The sequence below is a fragment of the Sphingobacterium sp. UGAL515B_05 genome, from assembly GCF_033097525.1.
Taxonomy (GTDB): Bacteria; Bacteroidota; Bacteroidia; order Sphingobacteriales; family Sphingobacteriaceae; genus Sphingobacterium.
Genome location: NZ_CP109907.1, coordinates 1,887,439 through 1,905,077, shown reverse-complemented (window position 1 = coordinate 1,905,077; position 17,639 = coordinate 1,887,439). Strand labels below are relative to the sequence as shown.

Below are 17,639 nucleotides of genomic sequence, written 5' to 3'. Positions count from 1 at the left end.
AGATATCATATCTAATAACTAAATTTGCCCGATTAGTGTCAAATTGTCTGCAATTTTACTTTGGAGTCATTATTGTACAAAATCTTAAGTTGAGATAGAAAAAAAATTATGTTAAAGTTTTTAAGTAAATTATTTGGAAGTAAATCCGAGAGAGATATCAAGGGAATTCAGCCTGTGGTAGACCAAATCAAAGCTGAATATGAGAAGCTTTCAAATCTAACCAATGACGAGTTACGTGCCAAGACCGTTGATTTCAAAGAAAGAATTAAAAATTACCTAGCAGATATTGACCAAGAAATTGATACGCTTAAAAAAGAAGCGGATCAAGACGAGGACGATATGGCAAAGAAAACTTCTATTTACGAGCAAGTGGACAAATTGTCCAAAGACCGTGACAAGAAGTTGGAAGAGGTATTGAAGGATATTTTACCGGAGGCATTTGCTGTGGTAAAAGAAACTTCAAGACGTTTGACAGAAAACGAAGAATTAGAAGTTACTGCCAACGATTTTGACAGAGAATTGGCTGTTTACAAATCAAACGTTATCATCAATGGTGATAAGGCGATTTGGAAAAACAAATGGATGGCTGCAGGTACGGAGGTCACTTGGAACATGGTACACTATGATGTCCAGTTAATCGGTGGTATTGTATTGCACAGCGGTAAAATTGCCGAGATGGCTACAGGTGAGGGTAAAACGTTGGTAGGAACATTACCGACATATCTAAATGCGCTTTCTGGCCAAGGAGTACACATCGTAACGGTGAATGATTACCTTGCTCGTCGTGACTCGGAGTGGAATGCACCGTTATTTGAGTTCCACGGACTATCTGTTGACTGTATCGATAAACATCAACCAAATTCCCCGCAACGTCGTAAAGCTTATCAATCGGATATCGTATATGGTACGAATAATGAGTTTGGCTTCGATTATCTACGTGATAATATGGTTCAGACGCCAGACGCATTGGTGCAAGGAAAATTACACTTTGCCATGGTCGATGAGGTTGACTCTGTATTGATTGATGATGCGCGTACACCATTAATTATCTCAGGTCCTATTCCTCGTGGCGATCAACACGAATTCTACCAATTAAAACCGCGTATCGAACGTTTGGTACATGTACAGAAAGCTTACATCAATACAGTCTTGAATGATGCTAAAAAAGCGCTGGCGGCAGGAGATTCTGATGTTGAAGGCGGAGGTTTAGCATTATTAAGAGCTTATAGAGGTTTACCTAAAAATAAAGCATTAATCAAGTTCTTAAGCGAAGGTGCTAATCGTTCTATCTTACAAAAAGTAGAAAACTACTATATGCAAGAGCAAAATAAAAATATGCCTAAAGTAGATGCAGAACTTTATTTTGTGATTGATGAAAAGAATAATCAAGTAGAATTAACAGAAAAAGGTATCGAGTTGATTACAGCAACAGGTGAAGATCCTTCATTCTTTATTTTACCAGATGTTGGTACTGAGATTGCCGAAATTGAAAAGTCTGCTTTGACTTTGGAAGAAAAGGCAGCTCAGAAAGAAGACATGCTGCGCGATTATTCAATTAAAGCAGAGCGTATTCACTCGATTAACCAGCTGTTAAAAGCATATACCTTGTTTGAAAATGATGTTGAATATATCGTTGATGAAGGTAAAGTGAAAATTGTTGATGAGCAAACAGGTCGTATCATGGACGGCCGTCGTTACTCCGATGGTTTGCACCAGGCGATCGAAGCGAAAGAGAATGTGAAAGTAGAAGATGCAACACAAACTTACGCAACGATTACACTGCAAAATTACTTCCGTATGTACCATAAGCTTTCGGGTATGACAGGTACAGCGTCGACAGAGGCCGGTGAGCTTTGGGAAATTTATAAACTTGATGTTGTTGAAATTCCGACGAACCGTGGAATCCAACGCGATGACCGTCAGGATCTGATTTATCGTACGGCACGTGAAAAGTACAATGCAGTAGCTGAAGAAATCCAACGGTTGACAGAGCAAGGACGCCCGGTATTGGTTGGTACGACATCGGTTGAAATTTCGGAGTTATTGAGCCGTATGCTTCAATTGCGTAAGATTAAACATAATGTATTAAATGCGAAGTTACACCAAAAAGAAGCTGATATCGTAGCTGAAGCTGGACGCCCAGGACAAGTAACCATCGCAACGAACATGGCTGGTCGTGGTACGGATATTAAATTGACCGAAGAAGTTAAAAATGCTGGCGGTCTTGCAATTATCGGTACCGAAAGACACGAATCTCGTCGTGTTGACCGTCAGTTACGTGGTCGTGCAGGTCGTCAGGGAGACCCAGGTTCTTCGCAATTCTTCGTTTCTTTGGAAGATAACTTGATGCGTTTATTTGCTTCAGAGCGAATCTCTAACATCATGGTGAAAATGGGTGTTGAAGAAGGTGAAGTGATGCAACATAGTATGTTGACTAAATCCATCGAACGTGCACAACGTAAAGTGGAGGAGAATAACTTTGGTATCCGTAAACGTCTATTGGAATACGATGATGTCATGAATTCACAACGTACTGTAATCTATTCGAAGCGTAAAAACGCATTGTTTGGAGAACGTTTGGATGTGGATTTGAACAACATGATTTTTGATGTAGCTGAAGAAATTGTCGTTGAAGCAAAAGAGCAAGGTAACTATGAAGATTTCCAAATCGAAGTAATCCGTATTTTTGCGATTACACCAGAAATTACTGCGGAAGAATTTGCGCAAGGCAAAATTGAAGGCTTGACCGATCGTCTATTTGAGCATGCAATTAATGCTTACCACCATAAAATTGAAGCCGTTGGCGCTTTGACAGTTCCTGTATTGAATAATGTATATGCGGAAAGAGGTCAAATTGTCGAAAATGTCGTTATTCCATTTACGGATGGTATCCGTGGCATTCAAGTGTCGGCGAATTTGAAAAAAGCGATCGAAAGCAACGGTAAAGAAGTTTTCAAATCTTTTGAAAAAGGAATCGTATTAGCATTAATCGACGAGGCTTGGAAAGAGCACTTGCGTGAAATGGATGATTTGAAACAATCCGTTCAAAATGCTGTTTATGAACAAAAGGATCCGATTATCATTTATAAAATGGAGGCATTTGATTTGTTTAAATCGATGTTAGCTTCCATGAATAAAGATGTCGTTAGCTTTATTTTCAAAGGAGAGATTCCAGGTCAAGAACCGACTTCTATGCAAGCGAGACAAGTACAGCAGGCGCCAGTGAAAACTGTTGAAAGCAAAGCTGAATTGGCTTCGCCTACAGGTGTAAGTGAAGAGGATGTGAATGAGGGTGCAAAAGAACCTGTCCGTAATGAGAATACTGTGGGACGCAATGACGAATGTCCTTGTGGTTCAGGAAAAAAATATAAAAATTGCCACGGCGCAAATAACTAATCGATAAGAAAGGTTAAACTATGCTGAAGAGAGGATTGATTTTCATACATGCACTTGTGTTGTTTGCGCTAGTTCAGGTGAACGCACAAGAAAAAGGTGGAGTAATTGTAACCAAAGATTCGTTGATTACACAGCTTCAAAATTTCAGGGCAGCTATGGGGATCAATCCTGTCGAAAGCAAAACGACAGTAGTTCCTTCTAAACCCGTCGTCCGCTCAGCGGCAACGCGGGTCAAAGTAAGGGGATTCCGCGTACAGATCTTCGCTGGATCAAGTCGCAATCAGGCATTTTCGGAGCAGACACGTTTCCGAAGCATGTATAAGGATATTGATACCTATATCACCTATGATGAACCCAATTATCGCGTTAAGGTAGGTGATTTTAGAAGCCGCTCTGAAGCAAATGCCTTCATGCGCGAGTTGCGTCAATATTTTAGCAACGTCTTTGTTTTTTCAGAGAACGTTTTTGTATATCAATAAATCAATCAACCTTATGGCAAGTACGAAAGAAAAAGTCCTGGCCTTAGCTCATCAATATTTTGAAGATACGGTTTCCAATCGTAGACATCTTCATCAGAATCCTGAACTTTCCTTCGAAGAATACAATACCTCGGCATTTGTAAAAGCGCAATTGGATGAATTGGGAATTCCTTATGAGGCTAAAGCCGATACGGGTATTGTCGCTTTAATCAAAGGTGACCTACCATCAGATGAAGTTATTGCGTTACGCGCAGATATGGATGCTTTACCAATCCAAGAAGTGGAGGGCCGTTCATATGGTTCCAAAAATCCAGGAGTGATGCATGCCTGTGGCCATGATGTACATACCTCTTCTCTTTTGGGGACAGCTAAAATATTGAATAGCCTGAAAGCCGAATTTGGAGGAACGATCAAATTGATCTTCCAGCCCGGTGAGGAGCGCTTGCCAGGAGGAGCTTCCCTAATGATCAAAGAGGGGGCTCTGCAAAATCCAGCGCCTTCGGCTATAATAGGACAGCATGTGATGCCTTTTATTGAGGTAGGAAAAGTTGGCTTCCGTGAGGGAAAATACATGGCTTCCTGCGATGAACTGTTTATGACAGTCAAAGGCAGAGGCGGGCATGGCGCACATCCGCATCAAAATATTGATCCAATTGTTATTACAGCACAGATCATTACTGCTTTGCAACAGATCGCTAGTCGATTTGCAGATCCTCGTACCCCAACAGTGTTATCTTTCGGAAAGATTATAGCCAATGGAGCGACAAATATTATTCCTGATCAGGTTTATCTGGAAGGTACATTTCGCACATTTGACGAAGAATGGCGTGCTGAGGCGCATGAGAGAATGGTGAAAATTGCTGTCGGCATTGCTGAAAGTATGGGGGCAACTTGTGAATTTGAGGTCCGTAAAGGATATCCTTTTTTAATAAACGAGCCTCAATTGACTAAAAGTGCACGAACTTTTGCAGAAGAATATCTTGGTAAGGAAAATGTTGTAGACTTAGATCTATGGCCTGCCGCGGAGGATTTTTCCTATTATTCACAAGAAATTAATGCTTGTTTCTATCGTTTGGGTACAGGTAATGCGGCACGAGGAATTTCTTCAGCCGTCCATACGCCTACCTTTGATGTGGATGAAAGCTCGTTGGAGATCAGTACGGGGTTGATGGCATACATTACCTTGCGTAGGCTCGGTTATTAAATTATATATGTCATCTCATCATATTGTCCGTGAAAATCAGGAACCCGCATTACTGATTGAAGATCTTTTCCTTATCGATGAAGAGGACTTGGGACAGCTGCTGGAATGGAGCCCAACTATTGTAATTGAGGCGGAAACCATCGATTTATTGGATGCGCGTGGTTATAAGTTCGATATCGTTTTTACAAAAAAATCCATTAACGATTCACAGGAAAATTTAAAGGTAATTTCCTATGATAATGATTTTCTAAAGACGGCTATAGAATACCTTATAGCACATCAATACAAAGCGGTGAATATCTTGACTGATCAGCTTGATGTGGCTTATTACCAGCCCTATCTTGAGCAGATTAATATTGTCCTTATCACGACGGGGGTGCGCCATTGTTTTGTGACAACGGGATTCACCAAATGGAAGCCTGCGGGCGAAAAAATCCGAATCGATGGGCTTGATACGGATGAAAAAAACACATACGAGGGTCTGATTAAGATCGGTGACAACGAATACGAAATGGAAAATGATGGCTTATTTGTTCTTGAATTTTCCCATGTAAAATACATTTTAATAGGAGAAAAGATTGCATGATAACAATAGAATTGGCAGAGCAAAGCGATATCAGAAGCATTTCCAATATGGCGCATATTATTTGGCCAGTTACTTATGGAGAGATACTTTCACAGGATCAGATTGACTTTATGCTAGAAAAAAGTTATACTGTTGAAGGACTTGCAGAAAGCATGGTGAATGGCCAATTTTTTTATGTTTTGAAAGAAGATGGTATAGGACAGGGATTTATTGCCTTGAGAACTCTTGAAGATCGCGTCCGTATTGAAAAGCTCTACTTAATGCCTAATGTTCAAGGAAAAGGTTTCGGAAAGGCACTGATAGACTTCGCTTCAGAAAAAACACGACTAAAAGGTAAAGGTATTCTTGAACTAAATGTAAATAGAAATAACCCTGCTTACCATTTCTATTTAAAGCAGGGCTTTGAGGTGGTTGAAACTATTGATATTCCTTATTATGATTATGTGCTAAACGACTATGTTATGCAAAAGGACGTCAAAGCTTCGGCTGTTTCTTAATCTTTTAGTTTTTCGACGCGGGAAGGTGTTTGTCTGCCTTCTACAATTCCCGAGGTACCTATCGCAATAGCTTCTATACTGGAAATAATGTTCTGAACGTTTAGCGTAGATACCTCATCTTTTACGGTGTGGTAGTATTCATCCTTGTCCATTTGAGAGGTTGAGAACGAATGTGCCGGAACTCCCTTGGCCGCTAATACTGCATTGTCACTACGGTAAAACAGATTCTGTTTGGTATAAGGATCTGGGTAGAATCTGAAGGTTGTATTTTTTAGATTCTCCTGCATCAATTCGCCCAGATTGGATTGATCATATCCCGTGATATATACCGTATTGGGACCGAATTTTGAATCTTTTCCGATCATTTCCATATTGATCATCGCGACTACCTGATCTGCATTGATATGGTTGGAAAAATATTTTGAGCCATACATGCCAAGCTCTTCAGCGGTAAAGGCAACAAAAATAAGGGTCCTTTCATTCTTATTCTGTTTTTTGTAGTAATCTGCCAGGGTCAACATTGCTGTCACACCGGAGGCATCGTCATCAGCGCCATTAGCAATAGAATCTTGGCCTACTGCGGGAAGGATGCCAATATGATCGTAATGTCCCGAAAAGATGACGTATTCGTTCGGTTTACTTTTGCCGGGAATAATTCCCGCCACATTAAACAAGGGGAAATTTTGAAGTTTCCGTTCAATATGAATTTGAAATGTTTTGGGCTTTTCCGCTGTCAAAAGGTAGACAATCGATGGTTTTTGTTTGGTGGATTCCTCTATAAATTTTGGAGCGTTGAGCATTTGACCAAAACGTACAAAATAGCTTTCGAAGGAAGGATCTACCAAGACAAGTGTATTTTCTTTGGCCAGTGAATGTTCTCTAAATACCTTCGCAAAATCATCGCCCGATTTTATTTCGACGATGTTAAGGCTACTTTGATTATCCCACTGTAAATCCACGTGATTTCCAAGTGAAATAATATGGTCAGCTGCAATAATCTGCTTATTGATGGTTGCTGATTTGCTTATCGGAGAGATTTTATCCAATTGGAATGTTTGCCTATAATTTTGTTCTGCGTAGGGGGTAAGGCCTATTCTCTTCATTTCAGCAGCGATAAAATCTGCAGCAGGTTCGATGTCTTTTGTCAGCGCAGACCTACCGCGCATATCATCGGCGGCTAAGGTATTGAGTATACGGCTCACATCTTGGCGTTCCTGTGCGGAAATGACTTGCTGGCCATAAGTTACTGCCGAGAGTGCTAGTAAAGATATAGACAGTATAATTTTAGGTATTGAATTCATATAAAGCTTAGTAAAGTCTGGGTGAAGATAAGGAAAATTCTACAAGCGAATTGTGCATGCAAAAAACTTCCTAAAATGATCCAGATAAAATGATGTGGAGATAGGGAAAACCCGTCTAGCATTTCTAACGCCGTTAATACACTAAAAATTGAAGTATATTTTATACTATTCTCACGAACAATGACTGATTTGAGCATCCATGAAAGCGAACACTTTCGGAAAAAATGTAGTATATTTGACTATTAAATAGTTTGAAAATGAAAGAAGTATCTGTACAAGAATTAAAGAATAAAATCGATAACAACGAAGATTTTCAGTTGATAGACGTTCGTGAATCCTTTGAGTATGAAGTATCAAATTTAAATGGATTGAATATTCCACTTTCAGGTATATTGATCGAAGCGGATAAGATTGCGAAAGATAAACCTGTTATCGTACAATGTCGTTCGGGAAAACGTTCTGCACAGGCGATTATGTTATTGGAGCAACAAGGTTTTGACAATCTTGCAAACTTAAAAGGCGGAATTTTAGCTTGGAAAGAGGAAATCGATCCAGAGTTAGACGTTTATTAAGATGAAGAATTTGGAGCATCAGACTAAACAAGCTTTCTTGTTTAGTCTTGCTTTTTATAGCGTAGCTATTTTAGCGCGATTATTTAACCTTGGTATATTCCCTATTTTAGGTAGCCTTTCCATTTTATTGTCTCTCCTATGGGTAATATTGGTTCTACGGGAAATCATGCTTTCGAGGACAATTTCTAACACAGAAAGGATGCTGATGGCTTTGACGATCGTTTTATTAAACATTGTTGGGGGGGCATTCTATTTCTTTGGAGGATGGAGACAACGGGTATTGGGATTAATAAAAAAGTAATATGTTAAAGTATTTTTTTCTAAATATAGTGTTGAGTTTGGCTATTGTATTTTTAGTTTACAGTGGTTTTGAAGGGTATAAGGCCGGCAACATGTTGGTAACCGGATTATCTATCGCCTTTTTGGTGGTTTTGATCTACCTCCGCGTTGTTTTAAGCAAACGCGTTCGATCGCTTATTCAACAAAAAGAAAGCGGTAAACAGCAACCTACTACAAAACAAAAGAAGAAGTAATAAAAAAAGCCTGCTTTAAGCAGGCTTTTTTTATTACTTCACAAATGGTGGTTTTGTTACTTTTGCTTTTATTTTTTGATTGCGGATCAGAATAAAGATCTCGGTGCCGTCTTTTGAAAAGGCTGTATCCACATAACCCAAACCGATTGATTTTTTCAATGTTGGTGATTGCGTTCCCGAAGTAACACGTCCAATTACATTTCCATCAGCATCAACAATTTCGTAATCATGACGAGGAATGCCTCTGTCAATCATTTCGAAACCAACAAGCTTTTTCTTTAGACCAGCTTCTTTTTCCGCTTTAAGCGCTGCAGAATTCACAAAGTCTTTTGTAAACTTCGTTACCCAGCCTAAACCGCCTTCTAAAGGAGATGTATTATCGTCGATATCATTTCCGTAAAGGCAGAAACCCATTTCTAGACGTAAAGTATCACGGGCACCTAAACCAATTGGTTTGATTCCATAAGCTTTACCTGCTTCAAAAATAGCATCCCATACTTTTTGGGCATCTTCATTGGCAACATAGATTTCAAAACCTCCAGCTCCTGTATATCCTGTTGCAGAAACCAACACATTTTCTACTCCCGCAAATGTACCTTTTGCAAAGGTATAGTATTCCATTGGAGCTAATTCGATATCTGTAAGCGATTGAAGTGCATCTGCAGCCTTAGGACCTTGTACCGCAAATAAAGAGGTTTGATCAGAGATATTCTTCATCTCCACACCATCTGTATTGTATTTGGAGATCCAGTTCCAATCTTTCTCAATATTTGACGCATTCACAACCAAAAAATATGTCTTATCGTCTATACGGTATGTTAGGAAGTCATCAACTACACCGCCAGTTTCATTGGGGATATAAGCATATTGAACTTTGCCATCGTATAATTTTGACACATCATTGGAAGAGATTTTTTGAAGTAGATCCAGGGCTTTTTCCCCTTTTAGGATGAATTCACCCATGTGGCTTACATCAAAAACTCCTACACCTGTGCGAACTGTTTCGTGCTCATCATTGATGCCTGTGTATTGTACGGGCATGTTGAAGCCTGCAAAGGGAACCATCTTTGCTCCTAAAGCAATGTGCGTCTCCGAAAGGGCAGTATTTTTTAACATAAAAATTAAGTTTTAATCAGCTACAAATTTAATAAAATATACGTGATTCCTCACGGTGAATCCATTTTAGAACAATCGATTTAATTGCTTACCTGGAGCGAATAGATGGTCATATGATCATCTTCGCTATCGGTATCCTCACACAGCAGGAATACAAGGCCTTGGGCCGTCTTCTCTTTTAACGTGATTCCTTCAAATTTATGCTTTTCAGGAATTTCGAGTGTCTCGGGTTTGCCAGAAAGATCTGAAGGTATTTTTCCAAGAAGGGAACCTCCGATTTCTCCATCCAGATAGGTCGATTTTGCATCTTCGGCGGTAGCGATAAAATAGATTTCATTTCCAACGAGGGTCGCATCTGAGAAGCCTGTCGAGATACCATTTAGCTTGGGTAGTTCAATCGGGATACATCGCGACTGGCCAGGAGAAAGCGGGTGGTACTCCAAAATGGCATTTACACCTTTAGGACCATTTCCGCGGTTAAAAAATAAGATCTTATCTTTTACATGAACAACGCCTTCAATATTGAAGTCTTCTTTGGAAATACTGAATTTTTCCATTAAGGAAGAATAGATTTTACTGACGTCTTCCTCGAGGACTGTTTTGCCGTCCCAAATAAAACGATTGTTTCTGTTTGGGGTAGAACCAGAACAATAAAGATAATAGCGGCTTCCATCGAAAGTGATCGATTCCAAATCCAATTTAGCTGCTTTAGCAATGTTTTCCATCGGATCAGACTGGCGTAGTACCGTTTTAGACAACTTTTGGTCTGCGATATGATAGCTGTAGATGTAATTGCTATTGTCAGAAACGATATGGATCTGCCTATCCTGATAGACAATACCAGAAGCTGCGGTGATACCGGATATGCTTATGAAAGCTTCGAGAATCAATTTTAACATACTTCATTGAGGTTTAATATTTCCAATGCCCTGATGAAATCGGGTTGTAGGGGCGCTTTGATATGAACCTCTTCGCCCGATAACGGATGTTTAAAGGTCAGCTCCGAGGCATGCAAAAGCATGGTATCCATCTGGTACGTTTCTTTCCATAACTTATTTTGTTTGTTGCATCCGTGTGGGCGATCGCCGATAATTGGATGGAAGATATGCGCGAAATGGCGGCGTAACTGATGCATACGACCTGTAATTGGATTGGCTTCAACGAGACTGTATCGTGATGTTGGAAATTTTCCAAAGGGAACGGCAAGCTCGCCTTGAGCAAGTAAACGAAAAGATGTTTGCGCTTCCTGAACCGTACCATCGTCCCTTTTTAAGGGATAATCAATCAGACCTTCCGCTGGCGCGAAGCCCCTGAGTACAGCGAGGTATTTTTTGTCGACCTTGCGCTCCTGAAAACTTTTTTGTAAATATTGGTCAGTCTCCTTATTTAGCGAAAATAGCAGTATGCCTCCAGTCTTCCTGTCCAGACGATGTGCCGGATAAACTGTTTTTCCTAGTTGATCCCGAAGGAGCTGTAGCGCAAATTCTGAAGCATCGCGCGCGATAGAAGATCGGTGTACCAATAGTCCATGCGGTTTATTGATAGCAACGATAGATTCGTCTTCGTAAAGTATTTCTAAAGGCATATTAGATCTTTTTCAATGCAGCAATAATTTCGTCTGCTTTTTCATTAATTTTTGGGCTCAGCCAGATGTGTTTAAAAGCTCCTCCGCCTATGATCTGTTCAGTGCCCTGCCATTTTATTTTTGTTAAAGAAAACAAATAGTAGTTGTCTACAATAACAGAACTTTGGATAAATTTATCGACGATGTCATTTCCAAAAAGCTGCATCCCCAATCCGAAAAATTCTTGATCTTTGGCATGCAGCTGGTTTTTCAGGAGCTGTTCAGCTTTCGCACGTACGACCTTTTCATGCTCCTCTTTGCTGGGGTTAGTCAAAATTGCGGCCAGCATGACGACGATCAAAATCAGTGCAAATATTCTTTTTTTACTCATTTTAAATTCGAGATTAAGTTCTGGATGTCATAACGGGATGACTATCGACATCAAAATTATTAAATAGATATTAGATATAGCGCATTGTTTCCCCAGAAATACCCAGGATTCCATCTTAGTGGGAGAATGACAGGAATTGTTGGCATTAGATACCATTCAGCAGCGAAAAAGCCCAGGAGAATAATGTCCAGATAAGATACAATGTAACAGCGATGAGGAGGAAAAAGACAATCAGGATACTGATGACGATTCCGATACCCGAACCCGTATGTTTTCCTTCATAATAATGTTGTCTGAGTAATTTGATATTCTTTTCGTTGGCTTTGCTAAAAAAATCGAGCAGGTTTCCGAGGAAAGGAATGCTCCCAAGAATTGCATCCAGGGAAATATTGAGGAGCATGCGTATGACGAGCTTGGGACTGGCGCCATTACGCCACATGGCTATGACTAAGACTAGCGATGTCCCAAAACCCGCTATTGCTCCTCCCAAGGGAATAAGGTTTAACAGCGGATCTAAGCCAAACCGAAAGCCTCCAATTTTAAACTGGTTATCCATTAACCAAGATATTCGGTCTATCCAACCGAAATCTTGGTCAATTTGTTTTAATTTATCTGCTGGAGTTTTTTCTCTGTGCATGATTACAATAACTCGAACGAAGCGCTGATCTCACTCGTTACCTTCATCGGTCTGATATTTAAATCAAGCCCATTGCCAGCAGCACTATCTGCAGCTTCGGCCATGGCGCCTTTATACATAGCGTTACGCATCATCGGTTGAACGCCAAATATAATTTGTTGCGGTGTTTCAGATAATACGATGGCTTTGCCAATTTTTTGACCTGCTGCTTCTGCTAGAATCTGTGCATTAGCTTTGGCATCCAACACTGCTTTGGTTTTTAAACTTTTTTCCAGTTCTTTTTTCTTCGAATAGTCATATTCACTGATATAAGTGCTTTGGATACCCGCTTTGTCGACTCCATCTAGTAATTGATCCAAATTATTCAAGTTGGTTACCTTGATACGGTACTGTCTTGACAGTAAGATATCGGTATCTTTTTTCTTTTTGTCCGGGACGTTATAACTCCAGATATTTTGGATGGTAAAATCCTCTTTTTTAACGCCAGCTTTTGTTGCCGAATCAAACAGATCCTTTTCTAATTTGTCTATTGCAGCTTTTTTCTTGGTGTTGCCATTCTCATAAAACTCTTTCAGTGTTACATCAATGTAGATGATATCGGGAGTTACTTCCTCTTCGGCACGGCCTACCGTGGATACAAATTCTTTATTAACCATTTGTTGTGCGTTTAATTGAGTCATCAAACCTAAAAAGGCAAGTCCTAAAAGTATTTTTTTCATGTTTTTTGTCTTAAAGTTTTTATAATAATACGATTGCTATTATCGCTTTGCTACAAGATTGGAGCCAAAGTTGATGAAAAAGTTTAACGGATAAAAAAAATAAAAAGGTTAAGATTTTTGATTTTATTTCTATACCTTTAGGGAAATTAATAATATAGTGCCATGCAAGAAGGTAAAGTAAAATTCTTTAATGAGACCAAAGGTTTCGGTTTCATCATCCCTAACTCAGGCGAGAGCGAAATTTTTGTTCACGTTTCGGGATTAGTAGACAAAGTTCGTGAGAATGACAATGTATCTTACGAAGTTGAACAAGGCCGTAAAGGTCTTAATGCGGTAAATGTAAGAGTTATCTAATTAGATTGAAGATATATTTATTGTGAAAAGGCCTATGCGAACAGCATGGGCTTTTTTATGCAGCTGTATTTCATAATCCAGGATCAATATTATCCTTTAGCATTGTCAATTCCAAAGAGTAGGTGCGGGGGTGGTTGTTATGGTCGGTTAAACATTTTGGACTGATAATTGTAATGAAGTGTTAAAAATATGGAGATTAAGATGAAACGCACTTTGTTATTGGTTCTTTCTATTGTCATAGCGGTTTCCATGTCGGCATGTTATTCCACTCACCACCATGGGCACAGCCATGGCCGAGGTCCGAAAAAAATGCCGCCAGGTCAGGCTAAGAAATACTATGGAGAGCAGTCTGCTCGTGATTTTGCTCCCGGGCAACAAAAGAAAAAACACAGACATTAATTCTAGTTGGATGCTAGAGAATCAAATCCGTTACCATTCTTGGGGCGGTGAATTTTCGTTAGTTGATCGGGAAAGATCAAAAATAGAATTTAAATAAAAAGCGCTTTCACAATTTTGTGAAAGCGCTTTTTATATGGGCTATCCTTAAGCAAAGGGATCTTTATCCGGAGCTGGTGGCGTAGGATTTGACGGTTGTGAACTTCCGAATGGATCCTGTGGCCGAGAAGAACCGAATGGATCTTGGCTTTGGGTAAAAGGATGATTTGTTGCGTTTTCCAGCGCTTTGGGATCAGGGCCGTATTGATTTGGGCCTTTGTCACCTTCAAGAATTTCCAGATAAAGGAGATACAGTGCGCCAACAAAGGGTATCAGGGCAACTAATATAAACCAGCCTGATTTATTGGTGTCATGAAGTCTTCTTACGGTGACCGCTAGACCAGGAATAATGAGGGCCAAACTCAGTAAGCTGAGGATCCCGAAAATTAAACTTCCAAGTGTGCTGCTTATCATGTAGAAAATCCCGCCCACAATACAGAGGCCTATGATTAATACAAATTCGGCCAGCACATACATCCAATATTCTTTTCGGCGGGCTCGCCCCTCAAAATTTGCGTAGTTGTCTCGGACAACTTTTAAAAAGGCTTCTTTAAGTTCCATATCTTTAAGAGTTTTTTAGGTGAAAAATGATGTTAGTAAACCAAATGTTATTTCAATTTTGTTACAATAAATGTACCAAGAATTTATCTGAGAGGATAGTTTATGTTGGCAAGTGGTTGATTGTCAATGTGTGGTTGCCGTGTTTTTTGTTTAGGGTGTTTCCCTTTCAGAGGAGATATTTGTTTCCTGTTATCCAAAGGTTCCAGTTGAAGCTTTTAAACAGAAAGCTGAAATTATTTATCTAAAGATCTCTTCGAGTATATAGAGCGATTTTATTTCTTTAAAATTTGTGCGGTGGAGACGATAGAAGTCGAGCACTTTTTCCAGTAGGAATTGTCGATCAGAACTGCTCATTTTGATGCGGTCGCAATTCGAATATTCGGATTCGATTAAATTTCTAAAAAGTGATGTGTGGGGTTCTTGTAATACGAGTGGATGTTCAGGAAGGCTATTGGAGAAGGTCGCTTCATGAAGATTAAAATAAGGGTGGGCCTGCTTAGATTCAGCCGGATAAAACCCGAGAAAACGGGTTAGCTTGATTAAAAACACAAGATGAAAATTGGCCAGATTTAAATGCGTTTCATCCAGCCAACGGATAGATTGGTGGATGAATTCAAAAAGGTAGGGGTCGTTTTCCTGTTCCTTCAGAATTTTATAGAGTATTTCATTCAGAAAAAGAGCGAGGGAGCTTTTGACAATATCGTAAGGGATTTCTTGCAGGACAGGGACCTGACGAGCTTCGGCAATCCGCTGTAATGATCCATTATCTTTATGAGTAGCGACAATCTCTAATAAATGTAAAGGTTGAAGGATATTGGCCTTGATCTTTGCTTTAGGCTTCCTTGCGCCGGTAATGAGATAAGATTGCATGCCAAACTGTTCGGTGTAGAGCTGTACCACAAGGCTACTTTCCGAATAGTTGGTTGTTTTTAAGACGATACCTCTAGTTTTGTTCAGCATTCCCTTCTTTATCTTTTTTATGCGCTTCTTCACGCATCTCAATAATGGCATTTCGGTCTACCTTGCGAATCATGCGATAGATTAAAGTTAGAAAACCGATACTAAATACAATAACTCCGACAAGCATCGCTAGTTTATACCAATTGGAGCGCTGTTCCATGAGGTAATATCCCAAGATGACAAGTACGACACCGATGATTATTTCCCTTAAGCCCTTGCGAAGATATTTGTTCATAAATGTGAATTGTTGAAAACTATTTTTCTTTACAGAGCAAATATAATACAATAAAATCCTTTATTTTTGCCCTTACCATTCCTGTGTAGAACTATTTTTAAAAATAATTCCAATTATCTTGTTGCTTATCCCAAAAAAAATATAGATATTTGCAAACTCTTTGCAGAGAGTGCAAAGGATTAACATATTGTAATAAAGACAACAAAAAAATAATATCATGTCAAGAATTTGTGATTTAACAGGCAAAGCGGCGTTAACAGGAAATAACGTTTCTCACTCAAACGTTAAAACTAAACGTAAATTCTATCCAAATTTACAAACTAAACGTTTTTACATTCCAGAAGAAGATCGTTGGATTACGTTAAAAGTATCTACTTCTGCTATCAAGACTATCAACAAGAACGGGATTACAGCAGCGATCAATAAATTTATCGTTAAAGGGTCAATCTAATTGATTGTCGCGCCTGTTACATTAAGATTATTCATGAATTTCAATCCTATAATAGGATCAAAATAAAGTAAAACAATGGCTAAAAAAGGAAATAGAGTACAAGTTATCTTAGAATGTACTGAACACAAAGAAAGTGGTCTTCCGGGAATGTCTCGTTACATCACTACTAAAAACAAAAAGAACACAACTGAGCGTTTGGAATTGAAAAAATTCAACCCAGTATTGAGAAAAGTTACTGTTCATAAAGAAATTAAGTAAGTCACACATCTTAGCCCTTGAAAGAGAAGCTAAGTAAAATATTAATATACCATGGCAAAGAAAGCAGTTGCATCGTTACAAAAAGGTGGCGGTAAAGAATTTACAAAGGTTATTGTTACTACTAAATCTGCAAAAACTGGCGCGTATACTTTCAAAGAAGGTATGGTTCACAACGATAAAGTGAAAGACGTAGTTGCAGCAGCTCAAAAATAACTAGTAGCATTTTCCTTTTTTAAAGTTTTTCTTTAAAAAGAATTCGATAAAAATAGCCGTTTTGGTATCCTACCGAAAGGGCTTTTTTTGTTGAGGACATTTGTTTATATTTGAACATCAATTTTCACTACTACACTCCATGGGATTATTTGATTTTTTTAAGAAAAAACCACAAACACAAGAAGAAGAACAGGCCTTAGATAAAGGTTTGGAAAAAACAAAAGAAGGCTTTCTTTCCAAGATTACAAAAGCTGTCGTTGGTAAGTCAACAGTAGATGACGATGTGATGGATAATCTGGAAGAAGTTTTGGTTACTTCTGATGTTGGGGTTACAACTACCTTAAAAATCATTGATCGCATACAAGCCCGTGTTGCCCGCGATAAGTACGTTTCTACTTCTGAGCTAAACAATCTCCTGAAAGAGGAGATTCAGACGCTACTGGCAGAGAACAATAGTGCTGATTTCGAGAATTTCAATTATGGCGATCATAAACCATACGTTATTATGGTTGTAGGTGTTAATGGGGTTGGCAAAACAACCACCATTGGCAAACTGGCTCATCAGTTGAAACAAGCTGGAAGCAAAGTTGTATTGGGGGCAGCGGATACCTTTCGGGCCGCGGCTGTTGATCAACTTAAATTGTGGGGTGAGCGTGTTGGCGTGCGTGTTGTCGCTCAGGCAATGGGCTCGGATCCTGCTTCAGTGGCCTATGATACCGTGAAATCGGCAGTGGCAAATGGTGAAGACGTGTGTATCATTGATACCGCAGGCCGTTTGCACAATAAGGTTGGCCTAATGAATGAGCTCACGAAGATCAAAAATGTGATGCAGAAGGTTGTTCCAGGTGCGCCACATGAAATCTTGTTGGTCTTGGATGCATCGACAGGGCAAAACGCCATTGAGCAATGTACGCAGTTTACGCAGGCGACTGATGTAAATGCCTTAGCATTGACTAAACTCGATGGAACAGCTAAGGGTGGGGTGGTTATTGGTATATCTGATCAATTTAAGATCCCGGTGAAATACATTGGTGTAGGAGAGAAAATAGGTGATCTTCAGTTGTTTAACAAAAAGGAATTTGTGGACTCCCTTTTCAAATAGAGTCTACCTTCTAAT

Annotated in this window: 23 protein-coding genes; 13 read left to right on the top strand and 10 right to left on the bottom strand. The window is 39.4% G+C overall.

What is annotated here, in order from left to right; all coding sequences use genetic code 11:
- The first annotated feature begins 108 nt into the window (after window positions 1-108).
- From secA to OK025_RS07630, 5 genes are read left to right on the top strand one after another with little or no spacing between them, the layout of a single operon-like run.
- Window positions 109-3,396, top strand: a complete 3,288-nt coding sequence (secA, locus tag OK025_RS07650; protein ID WP_317668983.1) for a preprotein translocase subunit SecA — start codon at window positions 109-111, stop codon at window positions 3,394-3,396.
- A 20-nt stretch (window positions 3,397-3,416) separates the two neighbouring features.
- Entirely contained in the window at window positions 3,417-3,875 is a 459-nt protein-coding gene (locus OK025_RS07645) for an SPOR domain-containing protein (protein WP_317668982.1), read from the top strand.
- 13 nt (window positions 3,876-3,888) lie between these two features.
- A complete protein-coding gene (locus OK025_RS07640) occupies window positions 3,889-5,079 on the top strand; it encodes a M20 family metallopeptidase (protein ID WP_317668981.1) in 1,191 nt (396 codons plus the stop codon).
- A 7-nt stretch (window positions 5,080-5,086) separates the two neighbouring features.
- On the top strand, window positions 5,087-5,665 hold the full coding sequence (locus OK025_RS07635) for a thiamine diphosphokinase (RefSeq protein WP_317668980.1): 579 nt from the start codon (window positions 5,087-5,089) through the stop codon (window positions 5,663-5,665).
- Window positions 5,662-6,162: a GNAT family N-acetyltransferase gene (locus tag OK025_RS07630; RefSeq protein WP_317668979.1), complete on the top strand. Its 501-nt coding sequence runs from the start codon at window positions 5,662-5,664 to the stop codon at window positions 6,160-6,162. The genes OK025_RS07635 and OK025_RS07630 overlap by 4 nt, the downstream gene beginning before the upstream one ends.
- Here the strand turns inward: OK025_RS07630 and OK025_RS07625 are convergent.
- Complete coding sequence (locus OK025_RS07625; protein ID WP_317668978.1) at window positions 6,159-7,463, bottom strand: M20/M25/M40 family metallo-hydrolase; 1,305 nt, start codon at window positions 7,461-7,463, stop codon at window positions 6,159-6,161. The genes OK025_RS07630 and OK025_RS07625 overlap by 4 nt on opposite strands.
- Before the next feature lie 257 nt (window positions 7,464-7,720).
- On the opposite strand from OK025_RS07625, the gene OK025_RS07620 reads away from it, so the two are divergent.
- From OK025_RS07620 to OK025_RS07610, 3 genes are read left to right on the top strand one after another with little or no spacing between them, the layout of a single operon-like run.
- Window positions 7,721-8,035, top strand: a complete 315-nt coding sequence (locus OK025_RS07620) for a rhodanese-like domain-containing protein (RefSeq protein ID WP_070562591.1) — start codon at window positions 7,721-7,723, stop codon at window positions 8,033-8,035.
- 1 nt (window position 8,036) lies between these two features.
- A complete protein-coding gene (locus OK025_RS07615) occupies window positions 8,037-8,336 on the top strand; it encodes a hypothetical protein (RefSeq protein WP_046672585.1) in 300 nt (99 codons plus the stop codon).
- A 1-nt stretch (window position 8,337) separates the two neighbouring features.
- Window positions 8,338-8,568, top strand: a complete 231-nt coding sequence (locus OK025_RS07610; RefSeq protein WP_046672586.1) for a DUF6358 family protein — start codon at window positions 8,338-8,340, stop codon at window positions 8,566-8,568.
- Window positions 8,569-8,601: 33 nt separating this feature from the next.
- Here the strand turns inward: OK025_RS07610 and gcvT are convergent, their stop codons facing one another.
- The 6 genes from gcvT to OK025_RS07580 all read right to left on the bottom strand — a co-directional run bounded on the left by gcvT (window position 8,602) and on the right by OK025_RS07580 (window position 12,995).
- Entirely contained in the window at window positions 8,602-9,684 is a 1,083-nt protein-coding gene (gene gcvT / locus OK025_RS07605; RefSeq protein ID WP_075990455.1) for a glycine cleavage system aminomethyltransferase GcvT, read from the bottom strand.
- A gap of 80 nt (window positions 9,685-9,764) precedes the next feature.
- Window positions 9,765-10,583, bottom strand: coding sequence for a DUF6929 family protein (locus OK025_RS07600; protein ID WP_317668977.1), 819 nt, complete (start codon window positions 10,581-10,583; stop codon window positions 9,765-9,767).
- Window positions 10,577-11,269 carry a pseudouridine synthase gene (locus OK025_RS07595; protein ID WP_317668976.1) on the bottom strand — a complete coding sequence of 231 codons (693 nt, stop codon included), beginning with the start codon at window positions 11,267-11,269 and terminating at the stop codon, window positions 10,577-10,579. Before OK025_RS07595 ends, OK025_RS07600 begins: the two co-directional genes overlap by 7 nt.
- Before the next feature lies 1 nt (window position 11,270).
- The gene (locus tag OK025_RS07590) at window positions 11,271-11,639 is read right to left on the bottom strand and encodes a DUF4359 domain-containing protein (RefSeq protein ID WP_317668975.1); all 369 of its coding nucleotides are present in this window, start codon (window positions 11,637-11,639) and stop codon (window positions 11,271-11,273) included.
- Window positions 11,640-11,784: 145 nt separating this feature from the next.
- Complete coding sequence (locus OK025_RS07585) at window positions 11,785-12,276, bottom strand: DUF4112 domain-containing protein (RefSeq protein WP_075990459.1); 492 nt, start codon at window positions 12,274-12,276, stop codon at window positions 11,785-11,787.
- 2 nt (window positions 12,277-12,278) lie between these two features.
- Window positions 12,279-12,995: an SIMPL domain-containing protein gene (locus tag OK025_RS07580; protein WP_075990460.1), complete on the bottom strand. Its 717-nt coding sequence runs from the start codon at window positions 12,993-12,995 to the stop codon at window positions 12,279-12,281.
- Window positions 12,996-13,157: 162 nt separating this feature from the next.
- Between OK025_RS07580 and OK025_RS07575 the strand changes: the two genes are divergently transcribed.
- Complete coding sequence (locus tag OK025_RS07575) at window positions 13,158-13,349, top strand: cold-shock protein (protein WP_046672593.1); 192 nt, start codon at window positions 13,158-13,160, stop codon at window positions 13,347-13,349.
- A gap of 543 nt (window positions 13,350-13,892) precedes the next feature.
- On the opposite strand, the gene OK025_RS07570 is transcribed toward OK025_RS07575, so the two are convergent.
- The 3 genes from OK025_RS07570 to OK025_RS07560 all read right to left on the bottom strand — a co-directional run bounded on the left by OK025_RS07570 (window position 13,893) and on the right by OK025_RS07560 (window position 15,600).
- Window positions 13,893-14,405: a DUF805 domain-containing protein gene (locus OK025_RS07570; protein ID WP_317668974.1), complete on the bottom strand. Its 513-nt coding sequence runs from the start codon at window positions 14,403-14,405 to the stop codon at window positions 13,893-13,895.
- Between the two features lie 237 nt (window positions 14,406-14,642).
- Window positions 14,643-15,365, bottom strand: a complete 723-nt coding sequence (gene recO, locus OK025_RS07565) for a DNA repair protein RecO (RefSeq protein WP_317668973.1) — start codon at window positions 15,363-15,365, stop codon at window positions 14,643-14,645.
- Window positions 15,349-15,600 carry a hypothetical protein gene (locus OK025_RS07560; protein WP_075990463.1) on the bottom strand — a complete coding sequence of 84 codons (252 nt, stop codon included), beginning with the start codon at window positions 15,598-15,600 and terminating at the stop codon, window positions 15,349-15,351. The genes recO and OK025_RS07560 overlap by 17 nt, the downstream gene beginning before the upstream one ends.
- A 217-nt stretch (window positions 15,601-15,817) precedes the next feature.
- Here OK025_RS07560 and rpmB point away from each other — a divergent pair, with 217 nt between their 5' ends.
- From rpmB to ftsY, 4 genes are all read left to right on the top strand, one after another.
- Window positions 15,818-16,051: a 50S ribosomal protein L28 gene (rpmB, locus tag OK025_RS07555; RefSeq protein WP_046672597.1), complete on the top strand. Its 234-nt coding sequence runs from the start codon at window positions 15,818-15,820 to the stop codon at window positions 16,049-16,051.
- A gap of 75 nt (window positions 16,052-16,126) precedes the next feature.
- Entirely contained in the window at window positions 16,127-16,309 is a 183-nt protein-coding gene (gene rpmG / locus OK025_RS07550; protein WP_002998409.1) for a 50S ribosomal protein L33, read from the top strand.
- A 51-nt stretch (window positions 16,310-16,360) separates the two neighbouring features.
- Complete coding sequence (locus tag OK025_RS07545) at window positions 16,361-16,522, top strand: DUF4295 domain-containing protein (RefSeq protein ID WP_075990464.1); 162 nt, start codon at window positions 16,361-16,363, stop codon at window positions 16,520-16,522.
- A 139-nt stretch (window positions 16,523-16,661) separates the two neighbouring features.
- Window positions 16,662-17,624 (top strand): signal recognition particle-docking protein FtsY, encoded by a 963-nt coding sequence (gene ftsY, locus OK025_RS07540; RefSeq protein ID WP_317668972.1) that lies wholly within the window; start codon window positions 16,662-16,664, stop codon window positions 17,622-17,624.
- The last annotated feature ends 15 nt before the right edge of the window (window positions 17,625-17,639 follow it).